Here is a 25820-nt window from a genome sequence, read left to right on the forward strand (position 1 = left end):
TGGTGGTAGTCGAAAATTTACCCTTCTGAACATCCCCAGCTCCCCTTGATCGTTATCAATTCTCCTCCTCTTTCAGAGCGTTACCTTCGCTGCAAATCAGCAATGTCGATTTAGAGAGCCACAGGCTCCATACAGGAGATACCCGATGAGCAAATTTTTGGACCGGTTTCGCTACTTCAAACAGAAGGGCGAAACATTTGCCGATGGGCACGGCCAGGTTCTGGAGACTAACCGGGACTGGGAAGACGGTTACCGTCAGCGCTGGCAACATGACAAAGTCGTACGTTCGACCCACGGCGTAAACTGCACCGGCTCCTGTAGCTGGAAGATTTTCGTCAAAAATGGTCTGGTGACCTGGGAAATGCAGCAGACCGACTACCCGCGCACCCGCCCGGATATGCCAAACCACGAACCGCGCGGCTGTCCCCGTGGTGCCAGCTACTCCTGGTATCTCTACAGCGCTAACCGCCTGAAATACCCGCTGATGCGTAAACGCCTGATGAAAATGTGGCGTGAAGCGAAAGCGCAGCACAGCGATCCGGTTCTGGCCTGGGCCTCTATTATCGAAGATGCCGACAAAGCGAAGAGCTTCAAACAGGCTCGCGGTCGCGGCGGCTTTGTACGCTCCTCCTGGCAGGAAGTGAATGAGCTGATTGCCGCTTCCAACGTCTATACCGTGAAAACCTACGGCCCGGACCGCGTGGCAGGCTTCTCGCCAATCCCGGCGATGTCGATGGTCTCCTACGCCTCTGGCGCGCGTTATCTGTCGCTGATCGGCGGCACCTGCCTGAGCTTCTACGACTGGTACTGCGACCTGCCGCCTGCCTCTCCGCAGACCTGGGGTGAGCAGACCGACGTTCCGGAATCCGCCGACTGGTACAACTCCAGCTACATCATCGCCTGGGGCTCTAACGTTCCGCAGACCCGTACCCCGGATGCCCACTTCTTTACCGAAGTGCGTTACAAAGGCACCAAAACCGTAGCCGTGACGCCGGACTACGCCGAAATCGCCAAGCTGTGCGACCTGTGGCTGGCACCGAAGCAGGGTACCGATGCGGCCATGGCGCTGGCGATGGGCCACGTCATGCTGCGTGAGTTCCACGTCGACAAGCCAAGCCAGTACTTTACCGACTACGTGCGTCGTTACACCGACATGCCAATGCTGGTCATGCTCGAAGAGCGTGACGGCTACTATGCCGCAGGCCGCATGCTGCGTGCCGCCGATCTGGTGGATGCGCTGGGCCAGGAAAACAATCCGGAGTGGAAAACCGTTGCCTGTAACAGCAATGGTGAGCTGGTTGCACCGAACGGCTCTATCGGTTTCCGCTGGGGCGAGAAAGGTAAATGGAACCTTGAGCAGCGTAACGGCACGACGGGTGAAGAGACCGAACTGCGCCTCAGCATGCTGGGCAGCCAGGACGAGATCGCCGATGTTGGCTTCCCGTATTTCGGCGGCGAAGGCTCCGAGCACTTCAACAAGGTGGAGCTGCAGAACGTCCTGATGCACAAACTGCCGGTGAAACGCCTGCAGCTCGCCGACGGCTCTAGCGCCCTGGTGACCACCGTGTATGACCTGACCCTGGCCAACTACGGCCTGGAGCGCGGTCTCGGTGATGAAAACTGCGCCACCAGCTATGACGACGTAAAAGCGTACACCCCGGCCTGGGCGGAGCAGATCACCGGCGTTCCACGGGCGCAGATTATCCGTACCGCACGTGAGTTTGCCGATAACGCCGATAAGACCCACGGTCGTTCAATGATCATCGTCGGTGCCGGTCTGAACCACTGGTATCACCTCGATATGAACTATCGCGGTTTGATCAACATGCTGATCTTCTGCGGCTGCGTGGGTCAGAGCGGCGGCGGCTGGGCACACTACGTGGGCCAGGAAAAACTGCGTCCGCAGACCGGCTGGCAGCCGCTGGCGTTTGCCCTTGACTGGCAGCGTCCGGCGCGTCACATGAACAGCACCTCTTATTTCTATAACCACTCCAGCCAGTGGCGCTACGAGACGGTTACCGCGCAGGAGCTGCTGTCGCCGATGGCGGATAAATCCCGCTACAGCGGTCACCTGATCGACTTCAACGTCCGCGCTGAACGCATGGGCTGGCTGCCCTCCGCGCCTCAGTTGGGTACTAACCCGCTGCGCATTGCGGAAGCGGCGAAGAAAGCGGGCATGACCCCGGTGGATTACACCGTCAAATCCCTGAAAGAGGGTTCCATCCGTTTCGCGGCAGAACAGCCGGAAAACGGTAAAAACCATCCGCGTAACCTGTTCATCTGGCGCTCCAACCTGTTGGGCTCGTCCGGTAAAGGTCACGAGTACATGCTGAAATACCTGCTCGGTACCGAAAACGGCATCCAGGGCAAAGATCTCGGCAAGCAGGGCGGCGTGAAGCCGGAAGAGGTGGAGTGGAAAGACAACGGTCTCGACGGCAAGCTGGATCTGGTGGTGACCCTCGACTTCCGTCTCTCCAGTACCTGCCTGTACTCCGATATCGTGCTGCCTACCGCTACCTGGTACGAAAAAGACGACATGAATACCTCGGATATGCATCCGTTTATTCATCCGCTCTCTGCGGCCGTTGACCCGGCGTGGGAATCGAAAAGCGACTGGGATATCTACAAAGAGATCGCGAAGAAATTCTCTGAAGTCTGCGTAGGGCACCTTGGCAAAGAGACCGACGTGGTGACGCTGCCCATCCAGCACGACTCCGCCGCCGAACTGGCGCAGCCGCTGGACGTGAAGGACTGGAAAAAAGGCGAATGCGACCTGATCCCGGGCGTAACTGCACCGCACATTATTCCGGTTGAACGTGACTACCCGGCCACTTACGAACGCTTTACCTCTATCGGCCCGCTGATGGAGAAAATCGGTAACGGCGGGAAGGGGATCGCCTGGAATACCCAGAGCGAGATGGATCTGCTGCGTAAGCTCAATTACACCAAGGCAGACGGCCCGGCGAAAGGCCAGCCGATGCTGAATACGGCGATTGATGCGGCAGAGATGATCCTCACCCTGGCACCGGAAACCAACGGTCAGGTGTCGGTGAAAGCCTGGGCGGCGCTGAGCGAGTTTACCGGTCGCGACCATACCCATCTGGCGCTGAACAAAGAAGACGAGAAGATCCGCTTCCGTGATATTCAGGCCCAGCCGCGCAAAATTATCTCCAGCCCGACCTGGTCTGGCCTGGAAGATGAGCATGTCTCTTACAACGCGGGTTACACCAACGTTCACGAGCTGATCCCATGGCGTACCCTCTCCGGGCGTCAGTCCCTGTATCAGGATCACCAGTGGATGCGTGACTTCGGTGAAAGCCTGCTGGTGTACCGTCCGCCAATCGACACCCGCTCGGTGAAAGCGGTGATGGGCGCGAAATCGAACGGCAACCCGGAGAAGGCACTGAACTTCCTGACGCCGCACCAGAAGTGGGGTATCCACTCCACCTACAGCGACAACCTGCTGATGCTGACCCTGTCCCGTGGTGGTCCGATTGTCTGGATGAGTGAAGCGGACGCCAAAGATCTGGGGATCGAAGATAACGACTGGATCGAAGTCTTCAACAGTAACGGCGCCCTGACGGCGCGTGCGGTGGTAAGCCAGCGCGTACCGGCCGGGATGACCATGATGTACCACGCGCAGGAACGCATCGTGAACCTGCCGGGGTCTGAGATCACCGAGCAGCGCGGCGGGATCCACAACTCTGTGACCCGTATTACGCCGAAACCAACCCATATGATCGGCGGTTATGCCCAGCTGGCCTACGGCTTTAACTACTACGGCACCGTAGGATCGAACCGCGATGAGTTCGTGGTGGTACGTAAGATGAAGAACATTAACTGGTTAGACGGCGAAGGTAATGACCAGGTACAGGAGAGCGTAAAATGAAAATTCGTTCACAAGTCGGCATGGTGCTGAATCTGGATAAATGCATCGGCTGTCACACCTGCTCAGTCACCTGTAAAAATGTCTGGACCAGCCGGGAAGGGATGGAGTACGCCTGGTTCAACAACGTGGAAAGCAAGCCGGGCACCGGCTTCCCGACCGACTGGGAAAACCAGGAGAAGTGGAAGGGCGGCTGGATCCGTAAAATCAACGGCAAGCTGCAGCCGCGCATGGGTAACCGCGCGCTGCTGCTGGGTAAAATCTTTGCTAACCCGCATCTGCCGGGCATCGATGATTACTACGAGCCGTTTGATTTTGACTACCAGAACCTGCACAACGCGCCGGAGAGCAAACACCAGCCGATCGCCCGTCCACGCTCGCTGATCACCGGTCAGCGCATGGACAAGATCACCAGCGGGCCAAACTGGGAAGAGATTCTGGGCGGCGAGTTCGAAAAACGCGCCAAAGACCAGAACTTCGAGAACATGCAGAAGGCGATGTACGGCCAGTTCGAAAACACCTTCATGATGTACCTGCCGCGCCTGTGCGAACACTGCCTCAACCCGGCGTGTGTCGCCACCTGTCCGAGCGGCGCCATCTACAAGCGTGAAGAAGATGGCATCGTGCTGATCGACCAGGACAAGTGCCGCGGCTGGCGTATGTGCATCACCGGCTGCCCGTACAAAAAGATCTACTTTAACTGGAAGAGCGGTAAGTCTGAGAAGTGCATCTTCTGCTACCCGCGTATCGAAGCCGGGATGCCAACCGTCTGCTCCGAGAGCTGTGTAGGCCGTATTCGCTACCTCGGCGTACTGCTCTATGACGCTGACGCGATTGAGAACGCGGCGAGCACCGAGAACGAGAAAGATCTCTATCAGCGTCAGCTGGATGTGTTCCTCGATCCGAACGATCCGAAGGTGATCGCCCAGGCGCTGAAGGACGGTATTCCGCAGAGCGTGATCGACGCCGCGCAGCAGTCGCCGGTCTACAAAATGGCGATGGACTGGAAGCTGGCCCTGCCGCTGCATCCGGAATACCGCACATTGCCGATGGTCTGGTACGTGCCGCCTCTGTCGCCAATCCAGTCTGCGGCGGATGCCGGTGAGCTCGGCAGCAACGGAATCCTGCCGGACGTCGAAAGCCTGCGTATCCCGGTTCAGTACCTGGCGAACCTGCTCACCGCAGGGGATACCCAGCCGGTGCTGCTGGCCCTGAAACGTATGCTGGCGATGCGCCACTTCAAACGCGCGGAAACCGTTGACGGCGTCATCGATACCCGCGCCCTGGAAGAGGTGGGCTTAAGCGAAGCCCAGGCCCAGGAGATGTACCGCTACCTGGCGATTGCCAACTACGAAGACCGTTTCGTGGTGCCGAGCAGCCACCGTGAGCTGGCGCGTGAAGCCTTCCCGGAGAAAAGCGGGTGTGGCTTTACCTTCGGCGACGGTTGCCACGGTTCAGACAACAAATTCAACCTGTTCAACAGCCGCCGCATCGACGCGATGGATGTGACCAGCAAAACGGAGCCGCACCAATGATTGAACTCGTCATTGTTTCGCGTCTGCTCGAGTACCCGGATGCTGCGCTGGCGCAGCATCAACAGGAACTCTTCGATGCACTCGCGTCATCGGAAAACCTGGATAAAGAGGATGCCCAGAAACTGGGCGTTTTCCTCCGCGATCTGTTAGCGCGCGATCTGCTGGATGCGCAGTCTGACTACAGCCAGCTGTTCGACCGGGGCCGCGCCACCTCGCTGCTCCTGTTTGAACATGTTCACGGCGAGTCCCGCGATCGCGGTCAGGCGATGGTGGATTTAATGGCCCAGTATGAGCAGCACGGCCTGCATCTCGACAGCCGCGAGCTGCCGGATCATCTGCCGCTCTACCTGGAGTATCTGGCACAGCTGCCAAAAGAAGAGGCGCTGGGCGGCCTGCAGGATATCGCCCCGATCCTGGCGTTACTGAGCGCGCGTCTGCAACAGCGTGAAAGCCGCTATGCGGTGCTGTTCGAACTGCTGGTGAAGCTGGCTAACGCCTCGGTCGACAGTGAAAAAGTGGCGGAGAAAATCGCCGATGAAGCGCGCGACGACACCCCACAGGCGCTGGATGCGGTCTGGGAAGAGGAGCAGGTGAAGTTCTTTGCTGACCAGAGCTGCGGTGAATCGGAAATCTCTGCTCACCAGCGTCGTTTTGCCGGTGCCGTTGCCCCGCAATATTTGAATATCTCTAACGGAGGACAGCAATAATGCACTTCCTGAATATGTTCTTCTTCGATATCTATCCGTACATTGCGGGTTCGGTATTTCTGATTGGTAGCTGGCTGCGTTACGACTACGGCCAGTACACCTGGCGCGCCGCCTCCAGCCAGATGCTGGATCGCAAAGGGATGAACATGGCATCCAACCTGTTCCACTTCGGGATTCTGGGGATTTTTGCCGGTCACTTCCTCGGAATGCTCACCCCGCACTGGATGTATGAATCCTTCCTGCCGATGGACGTGAAGCAGAAGATGGCGATGATTGCCGGCGGCGCCTGCGGCCTGATGACCCTGGTGGGCGGCCTGATGCTGCTGAAGCGTCGTCTGTTCAGCCCGCGCGTTCGCGCCACCACCACCGGGGCGGATATCCTGATCCTCACCCTGCTGATGGTGCAGTGCGCGCTGGGTCTGCTGACCATTCCGTTCTCGGCTCAGCACATGGACGGCAGCGAAATGCTGAAGCTGGTGGGTTGGGCACAGTCGGTGGTGACCTTCCATGGCGGTGCGTCTGAGCATCTGGACGGCGTGGCGTTTATCTTCCGCGTGCACCTGGTGCTGGGCATGACGCTGTTCCTGCTGTTCCCGTTCTCCCGTCTGGTGCATATCTGGAGCGCGCCGGTGGAGTACATGACGCGCAAATACCAGATTGTGCGCGCCCGTCGCTAATCCGCCGTTTTCATCTCAACCCCGCTCTGGCGGGGTTTTTTTTCGCCCCAGCCGAGGTTGTTACCCGCAGCGGCAAACAGGATCAGCGCTCCGCCAGCCAGTTGGGTAAGGCTGAGCGCATGCCCAAACAGCAGGTTATCGACAACGAGCGCGACGACCGGATAGATAAATGACAGCGAGCCGATGATGGGAGTAGGGAGCTTCTGAATGGCGCTGTATAACAGTTGATACATCACCCCCGTGTGCACGATGCCCAGCGTCAGCAGAATCGCCCACGGGAAATCGCGGGAGAAGGTCGGCATATGCGCCAGCGGCAGCAGCATCACCACACCGGTTAACACCTGGATAAAGGCGATGTGCTGCGGTGTAATGGTCTGTAATTTGCGCGTGATAATGGCAGTGAGGGCGTAAAAGAAAGCGGCACCCAGCGCGAGGCCGATCCCCGAAAGCCATTGTGCGCTGTGTCCGCCGGTCAGCTCGCTGGAGAGCAAAATCACCACCCCGCCAAAGGCGAGGAACAGCCAGCCCCATTTCACCAGACTCACCCGCTCGCCCATCAGCATACCCATTAACACCAGCATAAAGGGCTGGGTGTTATAGACCACCGTCGAAAGTCCGATGGAGATACGTTCGAACGCGGCAAACAGCAGCAGCCAGTTAACGACCAGCGCAATGCCGCCAAGAATGGCCAGACCCAGGGTTACTTTGGTTAACGGGCTAAAAGGGCGTTTACTGAAACGAATAAAAAGAAACAGCGCCATGGCGCCGATCAGACAGCGCCAGAACACTACGTCAGTGACCGGCAAGCCGGAAAGCAGCACAAAAGCCCCGATAGAGCCGGATATCAGCATCGCCAGGCTCATCTGCCAGACGCCTTGTTGAATGTCGCGCATCGTACACCTCCTGATTATTGCCTCTATTGTTAAAAAACGGTGTCCGATTTAACAGCGCTGAATTAAGGTAAAAGGAGAGGTTTGCTTTTATAAATTAGGTGAATGTTATGGATTACCTTATCGATGAGATCGACCGCCATATTCTGCGTTGTCTGGTAGAGGATGCGCGTATGTCGCTGAAAGTCTTAAGCGCCCGGGTTGGGCTCACATCACCCAGTACGGCAGAACGCTTAAAAAGGCTGGAAGAGCGGGGCATCATTCAGGGGTATGGTGCGCGGGTAAACCTGGCCGCGCTGGGTTACACGCTGCAGGCGCTGGTGCGCGTGCGACCGTTACCGGGGTTATTGCATAAAGTGGATAAATACATCCAGCAGATGCCCGAGTGTATTGAAAGCGACAAAGTGACCGGCGAGGACTGTTTCGTTATCCGCCTGGTGGTGCGCTCCATTGAACAACTGGATACGTTGCTGGATGGACTGGCAGAACATGCGCAGTGCAACACCTCGATTGTGAAGAGTTCACCGGTGACCCGTCGGTTGCCCCCGTTGTAAGGGATTTCGCCGGGTGGCGGCTGCGCCTTACCCGGCCTACGGGTGTAGTGCGGGTATCTTGCCGGGTGGCGGCTGCGCCTTACCCGGCCTACGGGTATGGTGCGGATATCTTGCCGGGTGGCGGCTTCGCCTTACCCAGCCTACGGGTATGGTGCGGTTTTGTAGCCCCGGTAAGCGCAGCGCCACCGGGGAAAAGGTGCACGGAATCCGAAGAATGTGTTTTTATTTTGAATCGATTTTTTCGAAGAAGTGATGGTGGTGGGGGAAGGAGAACTCGGCTGCGCCTCGCCCTTCGGGTCGTTGCCTGCGGCAACGCTTTCTCGCTACGCTCGAATCGAACCCTGGTCGAAGCTTCTCATCCTTCCCTGTACTGGAAGAATATGGAACATAGCGTGGAGTAAGAAGTTTGAACTTTCTGGGAGTGATGGTGGTGGGGGAAGGATTCGAACCTTCGAAGTCTGTGACGGCAGATTTACAGTCTGCTCCCTTTGGCCGCTCGGGAACCCCACCAGGGGTAATTCAGATTTTGAGGTGAAACTTGAAGATGGTGGTGGGGGAAGGATTATTCGTCGCTTCGCTCCTCACCCTCCGGGCCGTTGCCTCTGGCAACGTTGTCTCGCTTGCGCTCGACTCGAACCTTAATCGAAGGTTCTCACCCTTCCCGACAAGTGCAAACATCGCTATATCTCATCGGTATTACCACATCGCTGTGGTGAATAATGGTGGTGGGGGAAGGATTCGAACCTTCGAAGTCGATGACGGCAGATTTACAGTCTGCTCCCTTTGGCCGCTCGGGAACCCCACCACGGGGTAATGCTTTTACTGGCCTGCTTCCTTGTGGGAAGCGGGGCGCATCATATCAAATGACGCGCCCCTGTAAAGACTTCCTTTGCATAAATGAATCGTTTGCCTGATTTTTACGCATAAAGACGCAAAGCTAATCAATTCATTTTATAAAGGATTAAAGAATAATCGTTCGGTTACCGTAGACAAAGACGCGTTGCGCCAGCACCTGATAGAGCGCGCGGCTTAAGACATTTTTTTCAACGTCGCGGCCGGCACGCATCATATCTTCCGCCGTGTAGGTGTGATCGACATGAATCACGTCCTGCATGATGATTGGACCTTCATCCAGATTGTCATTCACGTAGTGTGCCGTTGCGCCGATGATTTTCACGCCGCGTTCGTACGCCTGGTGATAAGGACGCGCGCCGATAAAAGCCGGCAGGAACGAGTGGTGAATGTTGATAATCTTATTCGGGAAGCGGGCAACGAATGACGGCGTCAGGACGCGCATATATTTCGCCAGCACCACGTAATCCGGGTTATGCGCTTCGATGGCCTGCGCCATTAAATTGTCATGCTCTTCGCGGGTATGGCCTTCATGGCTGACCAGCTCAAACGGAATATCAAAACGCTCAACCAGCGTACGCAGCGTCTCGTGGTTACCAATGACCGCGGCGATCTCAACATCCAACCCGCCATAGTTGGCTTTCATCAGCAGGTCGCCAAGGCAGTGTGCCTCTTTGGTAACCAGGATCACCACCCGGCGGCGACCGGCGGGGTTCAGTTCACGCACGGAACCTTCCGGCAGCGCGCCGTCCAGATCGGCCAGCAACGTCGCGTCATTGAAGATCCCTTCCAGCTCGGTACGCATAAAGAAGCGGCCGGTACGGTGATCAACAAACTCGTTGTTCTGCACGATATTCAGTTCATGTTTGTAGCAAATATTGGTGATACGGGCGATCAGCCCTTTCTGGTCGGGACAAATGGTGCGCAGCACTTTACGTTGTGTTGATTGCATTGCCGGAAAATCCTTACGTGTTTGCTTGAATCGTGTTGTCAGGCCTTATTGCCCGCAACACTTTTTAAATTTTTTGCCTGAACCACAAGGGCAGGGGTCATTACGACCAAACTGTGGACGCGTGCCGTCAATATAGTACCACTCTCCGCCCTCCTTTAAGAAACGCGAGCGTTCGATGATCGCGCCCGCTCTTCCTTGCTCGGTAAAGCGCGCAACAAAACTGACGAACCCCTCGTTTTCATCCCGGCCTGCTGCCGTTTCGTACTGAGTGAGGCCGAGCCACTGCGTATTTGCAAATCCGGCCTCGATCTCCTGACGAAAATCAGTAGCATGGCAGGATGGATGCCAGGTCTTAATCAGGTAGTCTGCGTCCCGCGTCACAAAAGCGGCATATCGGGAGCGCATAAGTGATGCCGGGTCCGGTGCAACCTGCTCACCGGTAAGATATCGTTGGCAACATAGGCTATACTCGAGAGCGCTACCGCATGGACAGAGTTGAGACACGATTCTCTTCCTGAAATTAAAAAATGAATGACGTATAACGCCAGGGTGGCACTATGTTAACTGAGCGGTTGCAATGACGCTATGCAGGAATCCAGGGGACGCTAAACAGGGCTAATGAGAAAAGTAAAAATTGGACTGGCATTGGGCTCAGGTGCAGCCCGGGGCTGGTCGCATATTGGTGTGATCAACGCCTTACAACGTTTGGGTATCGAAATTGATATTGTTGCAGGCTGTTCAATAGGTTCACTGGTGGGGGCCGCCTATTCGTGTGGCAAGCTTCCCGAGCTGGAAACCTGGGTACGATCGTTTAGCTACTGGGACGTCCTGCGCCTGATGGATCTCTCCTGGCAACGTGGCGGGTTATTACGCGGAGAGCGCGTCTTTAACCGTTTTCGCCAGGTGATGCCCCTGACCGAATTCTCCAGCTGTCAGATGCCTTTCGGTGCGGTTGCGACCAACCTCAGCACCGGCAGGGAGATCTGGTTTACCGAAGGCGATATTCATCTTGCCGTCCGCGCCTCCTGCAGTATGCCGGGCCTGATGGCGCCGGTTCCGCACAATGGTTACTGGCTGGTTGACGGTGGCGTTGTTAATCCTGTCCCTATTTCACTGACCCGTGCGATGGGGGCTGATATCGTAATTGCCGTCGATCTCCAGCACGATGCTCACCTGATGCAACAGGATCTGATGCCGGTTAACACCCAGTCGGATGAGTCCGCTCTGGACGATCTCGCATGGCATAAACGCCTGCGAGGACGCTTCACGCGAACCACCCGTAAACTGGTTGCTGCGCCAACCGCCATGGAAATCATGACGACGTCGATTCAGGTGCTGGAAAATCGCCTGAAGCGCAACCGAATGGCGGGTGATCCGCCGGATATATTGATTCAACCTTTTTGTCCACAAATTTCAACGCTCGATTTCCATCGTGCTGAAGCGGCCATTACCGCAGGCGCGCAGGCAGTCGAAAAGAAAATGGACGAATTATTACCTTTAGTGCGGGCAACAGCCTGAGCACCCTTTTTTTGATTACTTCAGCAAAATCTGACAGGCGATAGTGCCGATAGCATGCCACTATTTATCTATTGTCAGCGCCGGGAGAGACCATGACACAGCCATTAGCCGGGAAACAAATTCTGATAGTTGAAGACGAGCCTGTTTTCCGCTCCTTACTGGATTCATGGCTATCATCGCTGGGGGCGACGACTGCACTTGCAGGTGATGGGATCGACGCCCTGGAAAAAATGGTGGGCATTAAGCCCGATTTGATGATTTGCGACATCGCCATGCCGCGGATGAATGGCCTGAAGCTGGTGGAGCATTTACGTAATGCCGGCGACCAGATCCCCATTCTGGTCATCTCTGCGACCGAAAATATGGCCGATATCGCAAAAGCGTTACGCCTGGGTGTCCAGGACGTATTGCTTAAGCCAGTTAAAGATCTGAATCGTTTGCGTGAAACCGTTCTCGCCTGCCTCTATCCCAATATGTTTAATTCGCGTGTTGAAGAGGAAGAGCGGCTTTTTCAGGACTGGGATGCGCTGGTGAATAACCCCTCTGCGGCGGCAAAACTGTTACAGGAGCTTCAGCCGCCGGTTCAGCAGACATTTTCCGGGTGCAAAGTTAATTACCGCCAGCTGATGGCTGCCGATCAACCGGGTCTGGTGCTGGATATCGCACCATTATCTGAAAACGATCTGGCGTTTTATTGTCTGGATGTTACCCGGGCGGGCGATAATGGTGTGCTGGCGGCATTATTATTGCGGGCATTATTTAATGGATTGCTTCAGGAACAACTTTCTCATCAGGGTCAGCGTCTGCCTGAGTTAGGCAGCCTGTTGAAACAGGTCAACCAGCTGTTGCGCCAGGCCAGTTTACCAGGACAATTCCCATTACTGGTCGGTTATTACCATAGCGGCCTGAAAAATTTGATTTTGGTCTCTGCCGGACTTAATGCCACGCTAAATACCGGGGAGCATCATATTCAGGTCAGTAACGGCGTCCCGTTAGGAACCTTAGGAAATACTTACCTGAATCAAATAAGCCACCGCTGTACCTCATGGCAATGCCAAATTTGGGGGACGGGGGGGCGGTTGCGCTTAATGTTGTCCACAGAATAGTCAGTTGGAATTTAAACGGTAGATAGCTTTACCGTCGTTTTACGGGCAATGCTACTATCGGTGCCTGTTTTTATTCGTATTTATCCTAATTAAGCGGTAGCGCGTCCTTTTCAGACCCGGACACCATCCACAGGCTGATATACTGAACGCGTTATTAATGCAGACTAAAGTTCAAAACATGAACAGTTCAGGAGAGTTTCAATGGCTGCCGTAAATTCGAAAGTGAGAAAGGCCGTTATCCCGGTTGCCGGGTTGGGAACCAGGATGCTGCCAGCAACGAAGGCAATTCCAAAAGAGATGCTGCCACTCGTTGATAAGCCATTAATCCAGTATGTGGTCAACGAATGTATTGCTGCAGGCATCACTGAAATTGTGCTGGTAACACATTCATCCAAAAACTCTATCGAAAACCATTTCGATACCAGTTTTGAACTTGAAGCCATGCTGGAAAAACGCGTGAAGCGTCAGCTTCTTCAGGAAGTGCAGTCTATTTGCCCGCCGCATGTCACTATTATGCAGGTCCGTCAGGGGCTGGCAAAAGGTCTGGGTCACGCCGTGTTGTGTGCCCACCCGGTAGTCGGTAACGAGCCGGTAGCGGTTATTTTACCCGACGTTATTCTGGACGAGTTTGAATCCGATCTTTCCCAGGATAACCTGGCTGAAATGATTAAACGCTTCGACGAAACGGGCAGCAGCCAGATCATGGTTGAGCCAGTTGAAGACGTTACCGCTTATGGCGTTGTGGACTGCAAAGGCGTCGATATGAAGCCAGGCGACAGCGTGCCAATGGTTGGCGTGGTTGAGAAGCCAAAAGCCGACGTAGCGCCATCTAACCTCGCTGTAGTAGGGCGTTATGTACTGAGCGCAGAGATTTGGCCGCTGCTGGCGAAAACGCCTCCAGGCGCCGGCGATGAGATCCAGCTGACCGATGCCATCGACATGCTGATCGAAAAAGAGACCGTCGAGGCTTACCATATGAAAGGTAAGAGCCATGACTGCGGTAATAAACTCGGTTACATGCAGGCCTTCGTTGAATATGGTGTTCGTCACCAGTCCCTGGGCGAAGAATTTAAGGGCTGGCTGAAAGAGACGCTGGACATTAAAAACTAATACGGCGTTAACGCCCTAAGCAAAACCGGTGATAGCTATGCTACGCCGGTTTTTTTATAACCTTTTTAGGGTGTCGCTCATGTAGGGCAGGGTAATAGTGTGATGTAATCGTTATATGTGCACGTGTAACAGAATGTCACACGAGATAAAATAAAGGCATAAAAAATCCCGCATTAAGCGGGATTTTTCGGATATTTACTGGCTTATTCCTGGATCAGGAAGTCGTCCAGTTGTTTACCTTGCTCATCCATTGCTTTTTTGATAACAGCTGGAGTACGGCCCTGGCCGGTCCAGGTTTTAGATTCGCCGTTCTCATCGATGTAGCTATATTTAGCCGGACGCGCAGCACGTTTAGCTTTAGTACCGGTTTTAGCGGCAGCCATGCTGTTCAGCAATTCGTTAGGATCAATACCATCAGCGATCAGCATTTCACGATATTGCTGCAGTTTACGTGTACGTTCTTCGATTTCAGCAGCAGCGGCGTTTTCTTCTTCACGACGCTCATTAACAACGACTTCTAATTTCTCCAGCATTTCTTCAAGCGTTTCCAGAGTACATTCTCTCGCCTGGGCACGGAGAGTGCGGATGTTGTTCAGAATTTTAAGTGCTTCGCTCATTGTAGTAATCTCAAACTTATAATGTGGGGGTTTGTTGAGGTAATAATAGAGGCATAAATTGATATGTGCAATAGGCCAGAATGTAAGGAATTCAAAAATACCTAATATTCGGCACTATTATTAATTACCGGAACTTAAATTTGGCGGGGAGAAAGGGGGGCGGCGTTATCAAAAGATGCGTTGTAAACCTGACGGTGAACTCTTTTTTTACAGGCAATTTTCATGGGGATTATTGTTTCTCCGGATAAATATCAACCTTTCGTATTAGTACTGAAAACACGGTTACCCGATGAAACCGTTAATTACGCCTGAATCATTTTCAGCCTGGTGGCGACATTAAAATAACAGGTTTTTCCGGAACTTAGCGTTTATAAAACCATGGGTTTTTATGTTCTTTTCGTATGCTCCTTCATGATGTGTCCTATATCCCGGTGGTGGATAAAATCTCTCGTAACGCGGGTCTTCCGCGCTGCAGCACGGAAGACCCGACAAAATATGGTACAATCGCCTATCGGTAATAATACACATTGATTAGGGTTTAACGGCCAATGGCACAACTGTATTTCTACTATTCAGCAATGAACGCAGGTAAGTCGACCGCGTTACTGCAATCCTCCTACAATTACCAGGAGCGTGGGATGCGTACGGTGGTTTACACCGCCGAAATCGATGACCGTTTTGGTGCCGGAAAAGTGAGTTCGCGAATTGGCCTCTCTTCTCCAGCCAGGTTATTTAACCCACAAACTAATCTGCTGGACGAAATTCGTGCACAGGCGGCTGACCAGGCAGTCCATTGCGTGCTGGTGGATGAGAGCCAGTTTTTAACGCGTCAGCAGGTTCATGAGCTTTCTGAAGTCGTTGATGAACTGGATATTCCAGTACTTTGCTATGGGCTGCGAACGGATTTTCGCGGCGAACTGTTTGTCGGCAGCCAGTATTTGCTGGCATGGTCAGATAAGCTGGTGGAATTAAAAACCATCTGCTTCTGCGGGCGTAAAGCGAGTATGGTGCTGCGTCTTGATCAGGCAGGAAAACCCTATGCGGAAGGCGAACAGGTGGTGATTGGCGGTAATGAGCGCTATGTATCCGTATGTCGTAAGCATTATAAAGAGGCGCTGGTAACAGGCTCTCTGACGGCGATTCAGGAAGCCAGTCGTCGTTAACGGTCCAGTTCGTCTGTCGCTATTTGCGCTGGAAAAGAGACATAAAAAAACCCGCCGGAGCGGGTTTTTTATTGAGCGATTAATTAAGCGCTTTTCTTCGCTTTCTTATCCGCTTTTACCAGCGTTTCTACAGCTGCCGGTGCAGCAACCACACCTTCAGTGTATTCGCGGCCATAGAAGGTATCCAGCAGGATCTGTTTCAGCTCTGCGATCAATGGGTAGCGCGGGTTCGCACCGGTACACTGGTCATCAAAGGCATCTTCAGACAGCTTGTCTACGTGTGCCAGGAAGTCAGCTTCCTGAACGCCAGCTTCACGGATAGACTTAGGAATACCCAGTTCCGCTTTCAGGCTTTCCAGCCATGCCAGCAGTTTCTCGATCTTCGCAGCAGTACGATCGCCAGGAGCGCTCAGGCCCAGGTGGTCAGCAATTTCTGCGTAGCGACGACGAGCCTGCGGACGGTCGTACTGGCTGAATGCCGTCTGCTTGGTCGGGTTATCGTTAGCGTTGTAACGGATAACGTTAGAAATCAGCAGGGCGTTCGCCAGACCGTGAGGAATGTGGAACTGAGAGCCCAGCTTGTGCGCCATGGAGTGACACACACCCAGGAAGGCGTTAGCAAACGCGATACCGGCGATGGTGGCAGCACTGTGCACACGCTCACGGGCAACCGGGTTTTTAGAGCCTTCGTTATAAGAGGCTGGCAGGTTCTCTTTCAGCAGTTTCAGTGCCTGCAGAGCCTGACCGTCAGAGAACTCAGACGCCAGTACAGAAACATAAGCTTCCAGGGCGTGAGTTACCGCATCCAGACCACCGAATGCACAGAGTGATTTCGGCATGTCCATGACCAGGTTGGCGTCAACAATCGCCATGTCCGGGGTCAGAGCGTAGTCTGCCAGTGGGTATTTCTGACCTGTTGCATCGTCGGTAACAACAGCAAATGGCGTCACTTCAGAACCGGTACCGGAAGTGGTGGTGACGGCGATCATTTTCGCTTTCACGCCCATTTTCGGGAACTTGTAGATACGTTTACGGATATCCATAAAGCGCAGCGCCAGCTCTTCGAAGTGCGTTTCTGGGTGCTCGTACATTACCCACATAATTTTGGCTGCGTCCATTGGGGAGCCGCCACCCAGCGCGATGATCACGTCTGGTTTGAAGGAGTTTGCCAGCTCTGCGCCTTTGCGAACAACGGACAGGGTTGGGTCAGCTTCAACTTCGAAGAAGACTTCAGTTTCCACGCCAGCCGCTTTCAGAACAGAGGTGATCTGGTCTGCGTAGCCGTTGTTGAACAGGAAACGGTCAGTCACGATGAGCGCACGTTTGTGGCCATCAGTAATCACTTCATCCAGCGCGATTGGCAGGGAGCCACGGCGGAAGTAGATAGATTTCGGAAGTTTATGCCACAACATGTTTTCAGCTCGCTTAGCAACGGTTTTCTTGTTGATCAAGTGCTTAGGACCAACGTTCTCAGAGATGGAGTTACCACCCCATGAACCACAACCCAGAGTCAGGGAAGGCGCGAGTTTGAAGTTATACAGGTCACCGATACCACCCTGAGAAGCAGGGGTGTTAATCAGAATACGTGCTGTTTTCATCATCTGACCGAAGTGAGCAACACGATCTGGCTGGTTGTCCTGGTCGGTATACAGGCAGGAGGTATGACCGATACCGCCCATAGCTACCAGTTTCTCCGCTTTAACAACCGCTTCTTCAAAATCTTTCGCGCGGTACATTGCCAGCGTCGGAGAGAGTTTTTCGTGCGCAAACGGCTCGCTTTCGTCAACGATATTCACTTCGCCAATCAGGATCTTCGTGCTGGCTGGAACGGTGAAACCTGCCAGTTCAGCAATTTTATACGCTGGCTGACCTACGATGGCGGCGTTCAGTGCACCATTTTTCAGGATGATGTCCTGAACCGCTTTCAGCTCTTTACCCTGCAGCAGGTAGCCGCCGTGGCTGGCGAAACGTTCGCGAACGGCATCGTATACGGAGTCAACAACCACAACGGACTGCTCGGAAGCACAGATTACGCCGTTATCGAAGGTTTTAGACATCAGTACAGAGGCAACAGCACGTTTGATATCGGCGGTTTCGTCGATAACAACAGGGGTATTACCCGCACCTACGCCGATAGCCGGTTTACCGGAGCTATAGGCCGCTTTAACCATGCCTGGGCCACCAGTTGCCAGAATCAGGTTAATGTCTGGGTGGTGCATCAGAGCGTTAGACAGCTCCACGGAAGGCTGATCGATCCAGCCGATCAGGTCTTTTGGTGCACCCGCAGCGATCGCCGCTTGCAGAACGATATCTGCAGCTTTGTTGGTGGCATCTTTAGCACGTGGGTGTGGAGAGAAAATGATCGCGTTACGCGTCTTCAGGCTGATGAGCGATTTGAAGATAGCAGTAGACGTTGGGTTGGTGGTTGGAACGATACCGCAGATGATGCCGATTGGCTCAGCAATGGTGATGGTACCGAACGTGTCATCTTCAGACAGAACGCCACAAGTCTTCTCGTCTTTATAGGCGTTGTAGATATACTCGGAAGCAAAGTGGTTTTTGATCACTTTATCTTCGACGATACCCATACCAGATTCGGCAACGGCCATTTTAGCGAGAGGGATTCGAGCATCTGCAGCAGCCAGAGCGGCGGCGCGGAAGATTTTATCAACCTGTTCTTGGGTGAAATTGGCATATTCACGCTGGGCTTTTTTTACGCGCTCTACAAGTGCGTTAAGTTCAGCGACATTAGTAACAGCCATAATGCTCTCCTGATAATGTTAAACTCTTTTAGTAAATCAGCTGCTCGACACGAAAACAGTATAGTCAGCGTCATTGCCACTTGCTTAACTTACGTAAAAACAAGGTGTTAATGTTTTTATCGTTCCCCTGATTTACTAAAAGAGCCTCCCATCAGTAGCCTACGTTCAGACTCTGAGTCTCCCTGGTGGCGTAATCAAGATTACTCACTTCTGAGTACCGAAAACATGATCTGTATCAATTTATCCATAAGCTGATACCTTTCAGCAGGGGTATTTTAGGGCATTTCGTCAGTTGTTAAATAATTGCAAAACTAATTGAACCATAACAACGTATAAAGTACACAAATATTTTACAGCGTTACATCACCATATTTAGCATTATTGTGGTGAACTGGCGGCATAAAAGGCGTATCGTCTGCGCGGTTACTGTGGATGCCACATTTTATATTGAGACTTGCTAATCAGCGGAGCTAACAGTGAGCCTATCGCTCTTTGATTTCCCAACCTATTTTAAGTTTTTTATCGGTCTGTTCGCGCTGGTGAACCCGGTGGGTATTATTCCCGTCTTCATCAGTATGACCAGCTATCAAACCGCCCTTGCCAGGAATAAAACCAACCTGACGGCAAATTTGTCTGTGGCCATCATCCTGCTGACGTCGCTCTATCTTGGGGACTCAATATTGCAGATTTTTGGCATCTCAATCGATTCGTTCAGAATTGCCGGTGGGATCCTCGTCGTCACCATTGCCATGTCAATGATCAGCGGCAAGCTGGGTGAGGACAAACAGAACAAGCAGGAGAAATCAGAAACCGCCATCCGCGAGAGCATTGGCGTGGTGCCGCTGGCGTTGCCCTTGATGGCAGGGCCAGGGGCTATCAGTTCTACCATCGTATGGGGAACGCGTTACCATAACCTGATGCATCTGATTGGCTTTTCGATCGCCATTGCTCTGTTTGCCTTCTGTTGCTGGGGGGTATTCCGTATTGCGCCATGGCTGGTACGCCTGTTGGGACAGACGGGTATTAACGTTATCACCCGTATAATGGGTCTGCTGCTGATGGCGCTAGGGATTGAATTTATTGTAACCGGTCTGAAATCAATCTTTCCGGGGTTATTAGGTTAATCCTTCAAATGAAAAAGCGGAGCCCTGGGCTCCGCTTTTTTTGTCATTATCAGCAAATCATATAATGAAAGTTGAAAATCGCTTTAACTATAATTAATTTTATTAATAATTTTGTTTTGTTGATTTTCAATCACTTGCCTGTTCCCATGCCGCTCACCTGCTCATAAACCGCGCAATACGTCTGTTATTTTACTCACACAATACTCTGGGGCTTGCTGCAAGATTACTGAGATGATATTAGTAATTTGCTGAATGATTTAGATGAATGTGCTAAATAATAGACAGTTGTTAATTTTTTGTACAAAAAAGAGAACGCTTCTGGCATCGCGGTGCGCTCATCCATAACATTTTCTTCATCTCATTGAATATTGGTCACTTTTTTCTTTTTCGGTGCGGGACATAGCAGGCCACGGCATGACGGTCCCTTCCGTAAAAGAGAATTGGTTAACAAATTTGCAAAATGTATTGGCACCTAAGTAACTCATTTGGTACTTTCCGGCCATTCCATTTCAGCGTAATTCTTCTAGTTGAGAATCTTTTTCATTAACGATTTTGACCTATAAGAATTAATACATGCCTCGGCAGGGGAGGCATGTCACAAATCGACGCAAGGCGGCCAGACGAGCCGCCAGTAATAGTAAAGTCGGTGATAGCGAGAAGTAAAAAACGCCTGACGGCAGCATAAACTCCTACGTTGTCAGGGAACCCCTAAAAAGGGGAATTAAACAGGCTGGTAAAAACCAGTAATTATAAAGAGTGGAGTATCAACACAATGTCCATCATCACAAAAAAAAGTCTGGTAGCTGCGGGGATTTTAACTGCGCTAATCGCAGGCAACGTTGCAATGGCTGCTGACGTCCCTGCTGGAGTTCAACTGGCGGAGAAGCAAACGCTGGTGCGTAACAACGGTGCTGAGGTTCAGTCTCTGGATCCGCACAAGATTGAAGGTGTACCGGAGTCTAACGTTAACCGCGATCTGTTCGAAGGTCTGCTGGTCACTGACGTAAACGGCCACCCGGTTGCGGGTGTAGCTGAAAAATGGGAAAACAAAGACTTTAAAGTCTGGACCTTCCACCTGCGTAAAGACGCGAAATGGTCCGATGGTTCCCCGGTTACCGCCCACGATTTCGTTTATAGCTGGCAGCGTCTGGCAGATCCTAATACTGCCTCACCGTATGCGAGCTATCTGCAGTATGGCCACATCGCCAATATCGATGACATCATCACCGGTAAAAAACCGATTACCGATCTCGGCGTAAAAGCGATCGATGACAATACGTTCGAAGTTACCCTGAGCGAGCCGGTCCCTTATTTCTATAAGCTGCTGGTTCACCCGTCCGTCTCCCCGGTTCCAAAAGCCGCGGTTGAAAAATTTGGCGATAAGTGGACTCAGCCCGCCAATATCGTGACTAACGGCGCCTACAAGCTGAAAGCCTGGGTCGTTAACGAACGTATCGACCTGGAGCGTAATACCAACTACTGGGATAACGCGAAAACTGTCATTAATCAGGTCACCTATCTGCCAATCTCTTCTGAAGTGACTGACGTTAACCGCTACCGCAGCGGCGAAATCGACATGACCTATAACAACATGCCGATTGAACTGTTCCAGAAGCTGAAGAAAGAGATCCCTGCTGAAGTACACGTTGACCCGTACCTCTGCACCTATTATTACGAAATCAACAACCAGAAAGCGCCATTCACTGACGTTCGCGTTCGTACCGCCCTGAAGCTGGCGCTGGATCGCGATATCATCGTCAACAAAGTGAAAAACCAGGGCGACCTGCCAGCGTACAGCTACACGCCACCGTACACCGATGGTGCGAAGCTGACCGAGCCAGAATGGTTCAAAATGACCCAGGAACAGCGTAATGCAGAAGCGAAGAAACTGCTGGCCGAAGCGGGTTATACCGCAGACAAGCCGCTGACCTTCAGCCTGCTGTATAACACCTCCGATCTGCATAAGAAACTGGCTATCGCAGTCTCTTCCATCTGGAAGAAAAACCTGGGTGTGAACGTGAAGCTGGAAAACCAGGAGTGGAAAACCTTCCTGGATAGCCGCCATCAGGGCACCTTTGATGTGGCGCGTGCCGGCTGGTGTGCGGACTACAACGAGCCGACCTCTTTCCTGAACACCATGCTGAGCGACAGCTCGAACAACACCGCGCACTATAAGAGCGCAGAGTTCGATAAGCTGATCGGCGATACCCTGAAAGTGACTGACGAAGCGCAGCGCGCCGAGCTCTACGCGAAAGCGGAACAGCAGCTCGACAAAGATTCTGCGATCGTACCGGTTTACTACTACGTGAACGCCCGTCTGGTGAAACCGTGGGTAGGTGGATATACCGGGAAAGACCCGATGGATAATATCTACGTTAAAAACTTGTATATTATCAAGCATTAATGGCAATGAGTGGGGCGGGCGCTGTCTGCCCCACGGTGTCTACTCATCGTAATATTATATAGGCACACGCCAGAAGGTACGGGCAATGTTGAAATTTATCCTACGTCGCTGTCTTGAAGCGATCCCAACGCTATTCATTCTTATCACGATCTCCTTCTTTATGATGCGTCTCGCGCCGGGAAGTCCATTCACCGGTGAACGTACGCTGCCGCCAGAAGTTATGGCGAATATCGAAGCGAAATATCATTTAAACGATCCTATCTCCACCCAGTATTTCAACTATCTGAAACAGCTGGCCCACGGTGATTTTGGTCCGTCGTTTAAATATAAAGATTATTCCGTAAACGATCTGGTGGCGTCCAGCTTCCCCGTTTCGGCGAAATTAGGCGCCGCGGCGTTTTTACTGGCCGTTATTCTTGGCGTCACGGCGGGCGTTATTGCCGCGCTTAACCAGAACACGAAATGGGATTACACCGTTATGGGGGTGGCAATGACCGGTGTCGTCATACCGAGTTTTGTCGTGGCCCCTTTGCTGGTCATGATATTTGCCATCACCCTGAAATGGCTGCCCGGCGGCGGCTGGAATGGCGGGGCGCTGAAATTTATGATCCTGCCGATGGTCGCGTTGTCTCTCGCCTATATCGCCAGTATTTCGCGTATCACCCGTGGTTCAATGATTGAAGTGCTGCACTCGAACTTCATCCGTACTGCCCGGGCCAAAGGGCTGCCGATGCGCCGCATCATCTTCCGTCATGCGTTAAAACCTGCGCTGCTGCCGGTGCTCTCTTATCTGGGCCCTGCGTTCGTCGGGATTATCACCGGGTCAATGGTTATCGAAACCATCTATGGTCTGCCGGGTATTGGTCAGCTGTTCGTTAACGGCGCCCTTAACCGCGACTATTCACTGGTACTGAGTCTGACCATTCTCGTTGGCGCGCTCACCATCTTCTTTAACGCGATCGTCGACGTGCTCTATGCCGTTATCGATCCGAAAATCCGCTACTGACACTGGAGCTCGCCATGATGTTAAGTAAGAAAAACAGCGAGGCGCTGGAAAACTTCAGTGAAAAACTGGAAGTGGAGGGGCGTAGCCTCTGGCAGGATGCACGCCGTCGCTTCATGCATAACCGTGCTGCGGTTGCCAGCCTGATTGTCCTGGTCCTTATCGCCCTGTTTGTGACGCTCGCGCCGATGCTGTCGCAGTTCACCTACTTCGATACCGACTGGGGCATGATGTCCAGCGCGCCGGATACCGAATCGGGCCACTACTTTGGTACCGACTCGTCCGGACGTGACCTGCTGGTCCGTGTGGCCATCGGTGGACGCATTTCGTTGATGGTAGGGATCGCAGCAGCTTTTGTTGCGGTGATTCTGGGTACGTTATACGGATCGCTCTCCGGCTATCTCGGCGGCAAGGTCGATTCGGTGATGATGCGTATTCTGGAGATCCTCAACTCCTTCCCGTTTATGTTCTTCGTCATTCTGCTGGTGACCTTCTTTGGCCAGAACATTTTGCTGATCTTTGTGGCTATCGGCATGGTCTCCTGGCTCGATATGGCGCGTATCGTGCGCGGCCAGACCCTGAGCCTGAAGCGCAAAGAGTTTATCGAAGCGGCGCAGGTGGGCGGGGTTTCGACCGGTAATATCGTGGTCCGTCATATCGTGCCAAACGTGCTGGGTGTGGTGGTGGTGTATGCCTCGCTGCTGGTACCTAGCATGATCCTGTTTGAATCTTTCCTGAGCTTCCTCGGCCTGGGTACCCAGGAGCCACTGAGCAGCTGGGGTGCGCTGCTGAGCGATGGCGCCAACTCTATGGAAGTTTCACCGTGGCTGCTGCTGTTCCCGGCGGGTTTCCTGGTGGTAACACTGTTTTGTTTCAACTTTATCGGCGATGGCCTGCGTGATGCCCTCGATCCGAAAGACCGTTAAGGAGTGCCGCCATGACTATTATTGAAACGGCATCTGCCCCACAAGCGCATCAGCAGGGTAACCTTCTGCTGGATGTGAAAGATCTGCGCGTCACCTTTAAAACGCCTGATGGCGATGTGACTGCGGTAAACGATCTTAACTTCAGCCTGCGTGCTGGCGAAACGCTGGGTATCGTGGGTGAATCCGGTTCCGGTAAATCCCAGACGGCGTTCGCGCTGATGGGGCTGCTGGCACAGAATGGCGTTATCGGCGGCTCTGCCACCTTTAACGGTAAGCAGATCCTTAACCTGCCGGAGAACGAGCTTAACAAGCTGCGTGCCGAGCAAATATCCATGATTTTCCAGGATCCGATGACCTCCCTGAACCCGTACATGCGTGTGGGCGAGCAGCTGATGGAAGTGCTGATGCTGCACAAGGGGATGGGCAAAGCCGAAGCGTTTGAAGAGTCGGTTAAGATGCTGGATGCGGTAAAAATGCCGGAAGCGCGTAAGCGTATGCGCATGTTCCCGCACGAGTTCTCCGGCGGGATGCGCCAGCGCGTGATGATCGCGATGGCGCTGCTGTGCCGGCCAAAACTGCTCATTGCCGATGAACCGACCACCGCCCTGGACGTGACCGTTCAGGCGCAGATCATGACCCTGCTGAACGAGCTGAAGCGCGAGTTTAATACTGCGATCATCATGATTACCCACGATCTGGGCGTCGTGGCCGGGATCTGCGATAAAGTGCTGGTGATGTATGCCGGGCGTACCATGGAGTACGGTAAAGCGCGAGATGTCTTCTATCATCCGGCGCACCCGTACTCCATTGGCCTGCTGAATGCGGTACCGCGTCTTGATGCGGAAGGGGAGTCGCTGCTGACCATTCCTGGCAACCCGCCCAACCTGCTGCGTCTGCCGAAAGGCTGCCCGTTCCAGCCGCGCTGTCCGCACGCGATGGAAATCTGCAACAGCGCGCCGCCGCTGGAAGAGTTTGCACCAGGCCGTCTGCGTGCCTGCTTTAAGCCGTACGAGGAGCTGGTATGACAGCCATTGACGAAAAAAGAAATGTTCTGCTTGAAATCGCCGATCTGAAAGTGCACTTCGACATCAAAGACGGCAAGCAGTGGTTCTGGCAGCCGGCGAAAACCCTGAAAGCGGTTGACGGCGTCACCCTGCGTCTCTACGAGGGGGAGACCCTTGGCGTGGTGGGGGAGTCGGGCTGCGGCAAATCCACCTTTGCCCGCGCGATCATCGGCCTGGTCAAAGCCACTGGCGGCAAGGTCGCCTGGCTGGGTAAAGATCTGCTGGGGATGAAGCCGGAAGAGTGGCGCGAGGTCCGAAGCGACATTCAGATGATTTTCCAGGACCCGCTGGCGTCACTGAACCCGCGTATGACCATTGGCGAGATCATCGCTGAGCCGCTGCGCACCTACCATCCGAAGATGCCGCGTACCGAAGTGCGCGACCGCGTCAAGGCGATGATGATGAAGGTCGGTCTGCTGCCGAACCTTATCAACCGCTATCCGCACGAGTTCTCGGGCGGCCAGTGCCAGCGTATCGGCATTGCCCGCGCGCTGATCCTTGAGCCGAAGCTGATTATCTGTGACGAACCGGTCTCCGCGCTGGACGTGTCGATTCAGGCGCAGGTAGTTAACCTGCTGCAAAAACTGCAGCGTGAGATGGGGCTGTCACTGATCTTTATCGCCCACGACCTGGCGGTGGTGAAGCACATCTCCGATCGCGTACTGGTGATGTATCTGGGCCATGCGGTGGAGCTGGGCACCTATGATGAGGTGTATCATAATCCGTTACACCCTTACACCAGAGCGCTGATGTCTGCCGTGCCGGTGCCGGATCCTGACCTGGAGCAGAATAAGACCATTCAGCTGCTGGAAGGGGAACTGCCGTCGCCCATCAACCCGCCGTCTGGCTGCGTGTTCCGTACCCGCTGCCCGATTGCCGGGCCGGAGTGCGCGAAAACGCGTCCGGTACTGGAGGGCAGCTTCCGCCATGCGGTCTCCTGCCTGAAGGTTGACCCGCTCTGACCGGGTAA

The 25820-nt window shown here is 53.6% G+C and carries 20 protein-coding genes, 2 tRNA genes and 2 other RNA genes; 15 read left to right on the forward strand and 9 right to left on the reverse strand.

Features of this window, described 5'->3' with window-relative positions:
• The first annotated feature begins 145 nt into the window (after positions 1-145).
• From ACT3IC_RS18775 to narI, 4 genes are read left to right on the forward strand one after another with little or no spacing between them, the layout of a single operon-like run.
• A complete protein-coding gene (locus ACT3IC_RS18775) occupies positions 146-3889 on the forward strand; it encodes a nitrate reductase subunit alpha (RefSeq protein ID WP_180210500.1) in 3744 nt (1247 codons plus the stop codon).
• Positions 3886-5421 (forward strand): nitrate reductase subunit beta, encoded by a 1536-nt coding sequence (gene narH, locus ACT3IC_RS18780; RefSeq protein WP_103179930.1) that lies wholly within the window; start codon positions 3886-3888, stop codon positions 5419-5421. The genes ACT3IC_RS18775 and narH overlap by 4 nt, the downstream gene beginning before the upstream one ends.
• Positions 5418-6128, forward strand: a complete 711-nt coding sequence (gene narJ, locus ACT3IC_RS18785; RefSeq protein ID WP_103179929.1) for a nitrate reductase molybdenum cofactor assembly chaperone — start codon at positions 5418-5420, stop codon at positions 6126-6128. The genes narH and narJ overlap by 4 nt, the downstream gene beginning before the upstream one ends.
• Positions 6128-6805: a respiratory nitrate reductase subunit gamma gene (gene narI, locus ACT3IC_RS18790; RefSeq protein WP_103179928.1), complete on the forward strand. Its 678-nt coding sequence runs from the start codon at positions 6128-6130 to the stop codon at positions 6803-6805. Before narJ ends, narI begins: the two co-directional genes overlap by 1 nt.
• On the opposite strand, the gene ACT3IC_RS18795 is transcribed toward narI, so the two are convergent.
• The gene (locus ACT3IC_RS18795; RefSeq protein ID WP_103179927.1) at positions 6802-7698 is read right to left on the reverse strand and encodes a DMT family transporter; all 897 of its coding nucleotides are present in this window, start codon (positions 7696-7698) and stop codon (positions 6802-6804) included. The two genes, narI and ACT3IC_RS18795, sit on opposite strands and share 4 nt — an antisense overlap.
• A gap of 107 nt (positions 7699-7805) precedes the next feature.
• Between ACT3IC_RS18795 and ACT3IC_RS18800 the strand changes: the two genes are divergently transcribed.
• A complete protein-coding gene (locus ACT3IC_RS18800; protein ID WP_103179926.1) occupies positions 7806-8249 on the forward strand; it encodes an Lrp/AsnC family transcriptional regulator in 444 nt (147 codons plus the stop codon).
• A 253-nt stretch (positions 8250-8502) separates the two neighbouring features.
• Here ACT3IC_RS18800 and ACT3IC_RS18805 read toward each other — a convergent pair.
• The 6 genes from ACT3IC_RS18805 to ACT3IC_RS18830 form a co-directional block, all read right to left on the reverse strand.
• Positions 8503-8629: non-coding RNA, RtT sRNA (locus ACT3IC_RS18805), on the reverse strand.
• Positions 8630-8674: 45 nt separating this feature from the next.
• A tRNA-Tyr gene (locus tag ACT3IC_RS18810) sits at positions 8675-8759 on the reverse strand.
• A gap of 35 nt (positions 8760-8794) precedes the next feature.
• Positions 8795-8926, reverse strand: a non-coding RNA gene (locus tag ACT3IC_RS18815) — RtT sRNA.
• Positions 8927-8969: 43 nt separating this feature from the next.
• Positions 8970-9054 (reverse strand) — tRNA-Tyr (locus ACT3IC_RS18820).
• Between the two features lie 156 nt (positions 9055-9210).
• Entirely contained in the window at positions 9211-10053 is an 843-nt protein-coding gene (gene purU / locus ACT3IC_RS18825; RefSeq protein ID WP_103179925.1) for a formyltetrahydrofolate deformylase, read from the reverse strand.
• A gap of 45 nt (positions 10054-10098) precedes the next feature.
• Complete coding sequence (locus ACT3IC_RS18830; RefSeq protein WP_156654663.1) at positions 10099-10557, reverse strand: YchJ family protein; 459 nt, start codon at positions 10555-10557, stop codon at positions 10099-10101.
• 114 nt (positions 10558-10671) lie between these two features.
• Between ACT3IC_RS18830 and rssA the strand changes: the two genes are divergently transcribed.
• The 3 genes from rssA to galU all read left to right on the forward strand — a co-directional run bounded on the left by rssA (position 10672) and on the right by galU (position 13787).
• Complete coding sequence (gene rssA / locus ACT3IC_RS18835; protein WP_103179923.1) at positions 10672-11571, forward strand: patatin-like phospholipase RssA; 900 nt, start codon at positions 10672-10674, stop codon at positions 11569-11571.
• Between the two features lie 92 nt (positions 11572-11663).
• Entirely contained in the window at positions 11664-12677 is a 1014-nt protein-coding gene (gene rssB / locus ACT3IC_RS18840; RefSeq protein WP_156654662.1) for a two-component system response regulator RssB, read from the forward strand.
• A 201-nt stretch (positions 12678-12878) separates the two neighbouring features.
• Complete coding sequence (gene galU, locus ACT3IC_RS18845) at positions 12879-13787, forward strand: UTP--glucose-1-phosphate uridylyltransferase GalU (protein ID WP_103179921.1); 909 nt, start codon at positions 12879-12881, stop codon at positions 13785-13787.
• Positions 13788-13990: 203 nt separating this feature from the next.
• Here the strand turns inward: galU and hns are convergent, their stop codons facing one another.
• A complete protein-coding gene (hns, locus tag ACT3IC_RS18850; RefSeq protein WP_039030686.1) occupies positions 13991-14404 on the reverse strand; it encodes a histone-like nucleoid-structuring protein H-NS in 414 nt (137 codons plus the stop codon).
• Positions 14405-14952: 548 nt separating this feature from the next.
• Here hns and tdk point away from each other — a divergent pair.
• A complete protein-coding gene (gene tdk, locus ACT3IC_RS18855) occupies positions 14953-15567 on the forward strand; it encodes a thymidine kinase (protein WP_103179920.1) in 615 nt (204 codons plus the stop codon).
• Between the two features lie 83 nt (positions 15568-15650).
• On the opposite strand, the gene adhE is transcribed toward tdk, so the two are convergent.
• Positions 15651-18329 (reverse strand): bifunctional acetaldehyde-CoA/alcohol dehydrogenase, encoded by a 2679-nt coding sequence (gene adhE, locus ACT3IC_RS18860; RefSeq protein ID WP_103179919.1) that lies wholly within the window; start codon positions 18327-18329, stop codon positions 15651-15653.
• A gap of 476 nt (positions 18330-18805) precedes the next feature.
• Here adhE and ACT3IC_RS18865 point away from each other — a divergent pair, with 476 nt between their 5' ends.
• From ACT3IC_RS18865 to oppF, 6 genes are all read left to right on the forward strand, one after another.
• Positions 18806-19453, forward strand: a complete 648-nt coding sequence (locus ACT3IC_RS18865; protein ID WP_103179918.1) for a YchE family NAAT transporter — start codon at positions 18806-18808, stop codon at positions 19451-19453.
• Positions 19454-20225: 772 nt separating this feature from the next.
• On the forward strand, positions 20226-21857 hold the full coding sequence (gene oppA, locus ACT3IC_RS18870) for an oligopeptide ABC transporter substrate-binding protein OppA (RefSeq protein ID WP_103179917.1): 1632 nt from the start codon (positions 20226-20228) through the stop codon (positions 21855-21857).
• Between the two features lie 85 nt (positions 21858-21942).
• On the forward strand, positions 21943-22863 hold the full coding sequence (gene oppB / locus ACT3IC_RS18875; RefSeq protein ID WP_103179916.1) for an oligopeptide ABC transporter permease OppB: 921 nt from the start codon (positions 21943-21945) through the stop codon (positions 22861-22863).
• Between the two features lie 14 nt (positions 22864-22877).
• Positions 22878-23786 carry an oligopeptide ABC transporter permease OppC gene (gene oppC / locus ACT3IC_RS18880; protein WP_103179915.1) on the forward strand — a complete coding sequence of 303 codons (909 nt, stop codon included), beginning with the start codon at positions 22878-22880 and terminating at the stop codon, positions 23784-23786.
• Positions 23787-23797: 11 nt separating this feature from the next.
• Positions 23798-24811 carry an ABC transporter ATP-binding protein gene (gene oppD, locus ACT3IC_RS18885; RefSeq protein WP_103179914.1) on the forward strand — a complete coding sequence of 338 codons (1014 nt, stop codon included), beginning with the start codon at positions 23798-23800 and terminating at the stop codon, positions 24809-24811.
• Positions 24808-25812, forward strand: coding sequence for a murein tripeptide/oligopeptide ABC transporter ATP-binding protein OppF (oppF, locus tag ACT3IC_RS18890; RefSeq protein WP_103179913.1), 1005 nt, complete (start codon positions 24808-24810; stop codon positions 25810-25812). Before oppD ends, oppF begins: the two co-directional genes overlap by 4 nt.
• The last annotated feature ends 8 nt before the right edge of the window (positions 25813-25820 follow it).

The sequence above is a fragment of the Leclercia sp. GHBNCSD genome (assembly GCF_055805075.1).

Bases quoted from the DNA above. Each gene is read 5' to 3' on its own strand.
- ACT3IC_RS18775 (WP_180210500.1), top strand. From the start codon at position 146: ATGAGCAAATTTTTGGACCGGTTTCGCTACTTCAAACAGAAGGGCGAA.
- narH (WP_103179930.1), top strand. From the start codon at position 3,886: ATGAAAATTCGTTCACAAGTCGGCATGGTGCTGAATCTGGATAAATGC.
- narJ (WP_103179929.1), top strand. From the start codon at position 5,418: ATGATTGAACTCGTCATTGTTTCGCGTCTGCTCGAGTACCCGGATGCT.
- narI (WP_103179928.1), top strand. From the start codon at position 6,128: ATGCACTTCCTGAATATGTTCTTCTTCGATATCTATCCGTACATTGCG.
- ACT3IC_RS18795 (WP_103179927.1), bottom strand. From the start codon at position 7,698: ATGCGCGACATTCAACAAGGCGTCTGGCAGATGAGCCTGGCGATGCTG.
- ACT3IC_RS18800 (WP_103179926.1), top strand. From the start codon at position 7,806: ATGGATTACCTTATCGATGAGATCGACCGCCATATTCTGCGTTGTCTG.
- purU (WP_103179925.1), bottom strand. From the start codon at position 10,053: ATGCAATCAACACAACGTAAAGTGCTGCGCACCATTTGTCCCGACCAG.
- rssA (WP_103179923.1), top strand. From the start codon at position 10,672: ATGAGAAAAGTAAAAATTGGACTGGCATTGGGCTCAGGTGCAGCCCGG.
- rssB (WP_156654662.1), top strand. From the start codon at position 11,664: ATGACACAGCCATTAGCCGGGAAACAAATTCTGATAGTTGAAGACGAG.
- galU (WP_103179921.1), top strand. From the start codon at position 12,879: ATGGCTGCCGTAAATTCGAAAGTGAGAAAGGCCGTTATCCCGGTTGCC.
- hns (WP_039030686.1), bottom strand. From the start codon at position 14,404: ATGAGCGAAGCACTTAAAATTCTGAACAACATCCGCACTCTCCGTGCC.
- tdk (WP_103179920.1), top strand. From the start codon at position 14,953: ATGGCACAACTGTATTTCTACTATTCAGCAATGAACGCAGGTAAGTCG.
- adhE (WP_103179919.1), bottom strand. From the start codon at position 18,329: ATGGCTGTTACTAATGTCGCTGAACTTAACGCACTTGTAGAGCGCGTA.
- oppA (WP_103179917.1), top strand. From the start codon at position 20,226: ATGTCCATCATCACAAAAAAAAGTCTGGTAGCTGCGGGGATTTTAACT.
- oppB (WP_103179916.1), top strand. From the start codon at position 21,943: ATGTTGAAATTTATCCTACGTCGCTGTCTTGAAGCGATCCCAACGCTA.
- oppC (WP_103179915.1), top strand. From the start codon at position 22,878: ATGATGTTAAGTAAGAAAAACAGCGAGGCGCTGGAAAACTTCAGTGAA.
- oppD (WP_103179914.1), top strand. From the start codon at position 23,798: ATGACTATTATTGAAACGGCATCTGCCCCACAAGCGCATCAGCAGGGT.
- oppF (WP_103179913.1), top strand. From the start codon at position 24,808: ATGACAGCCATTGACGAAAAAAGAAATGTTCTGCTTGAAATCGCCGAT.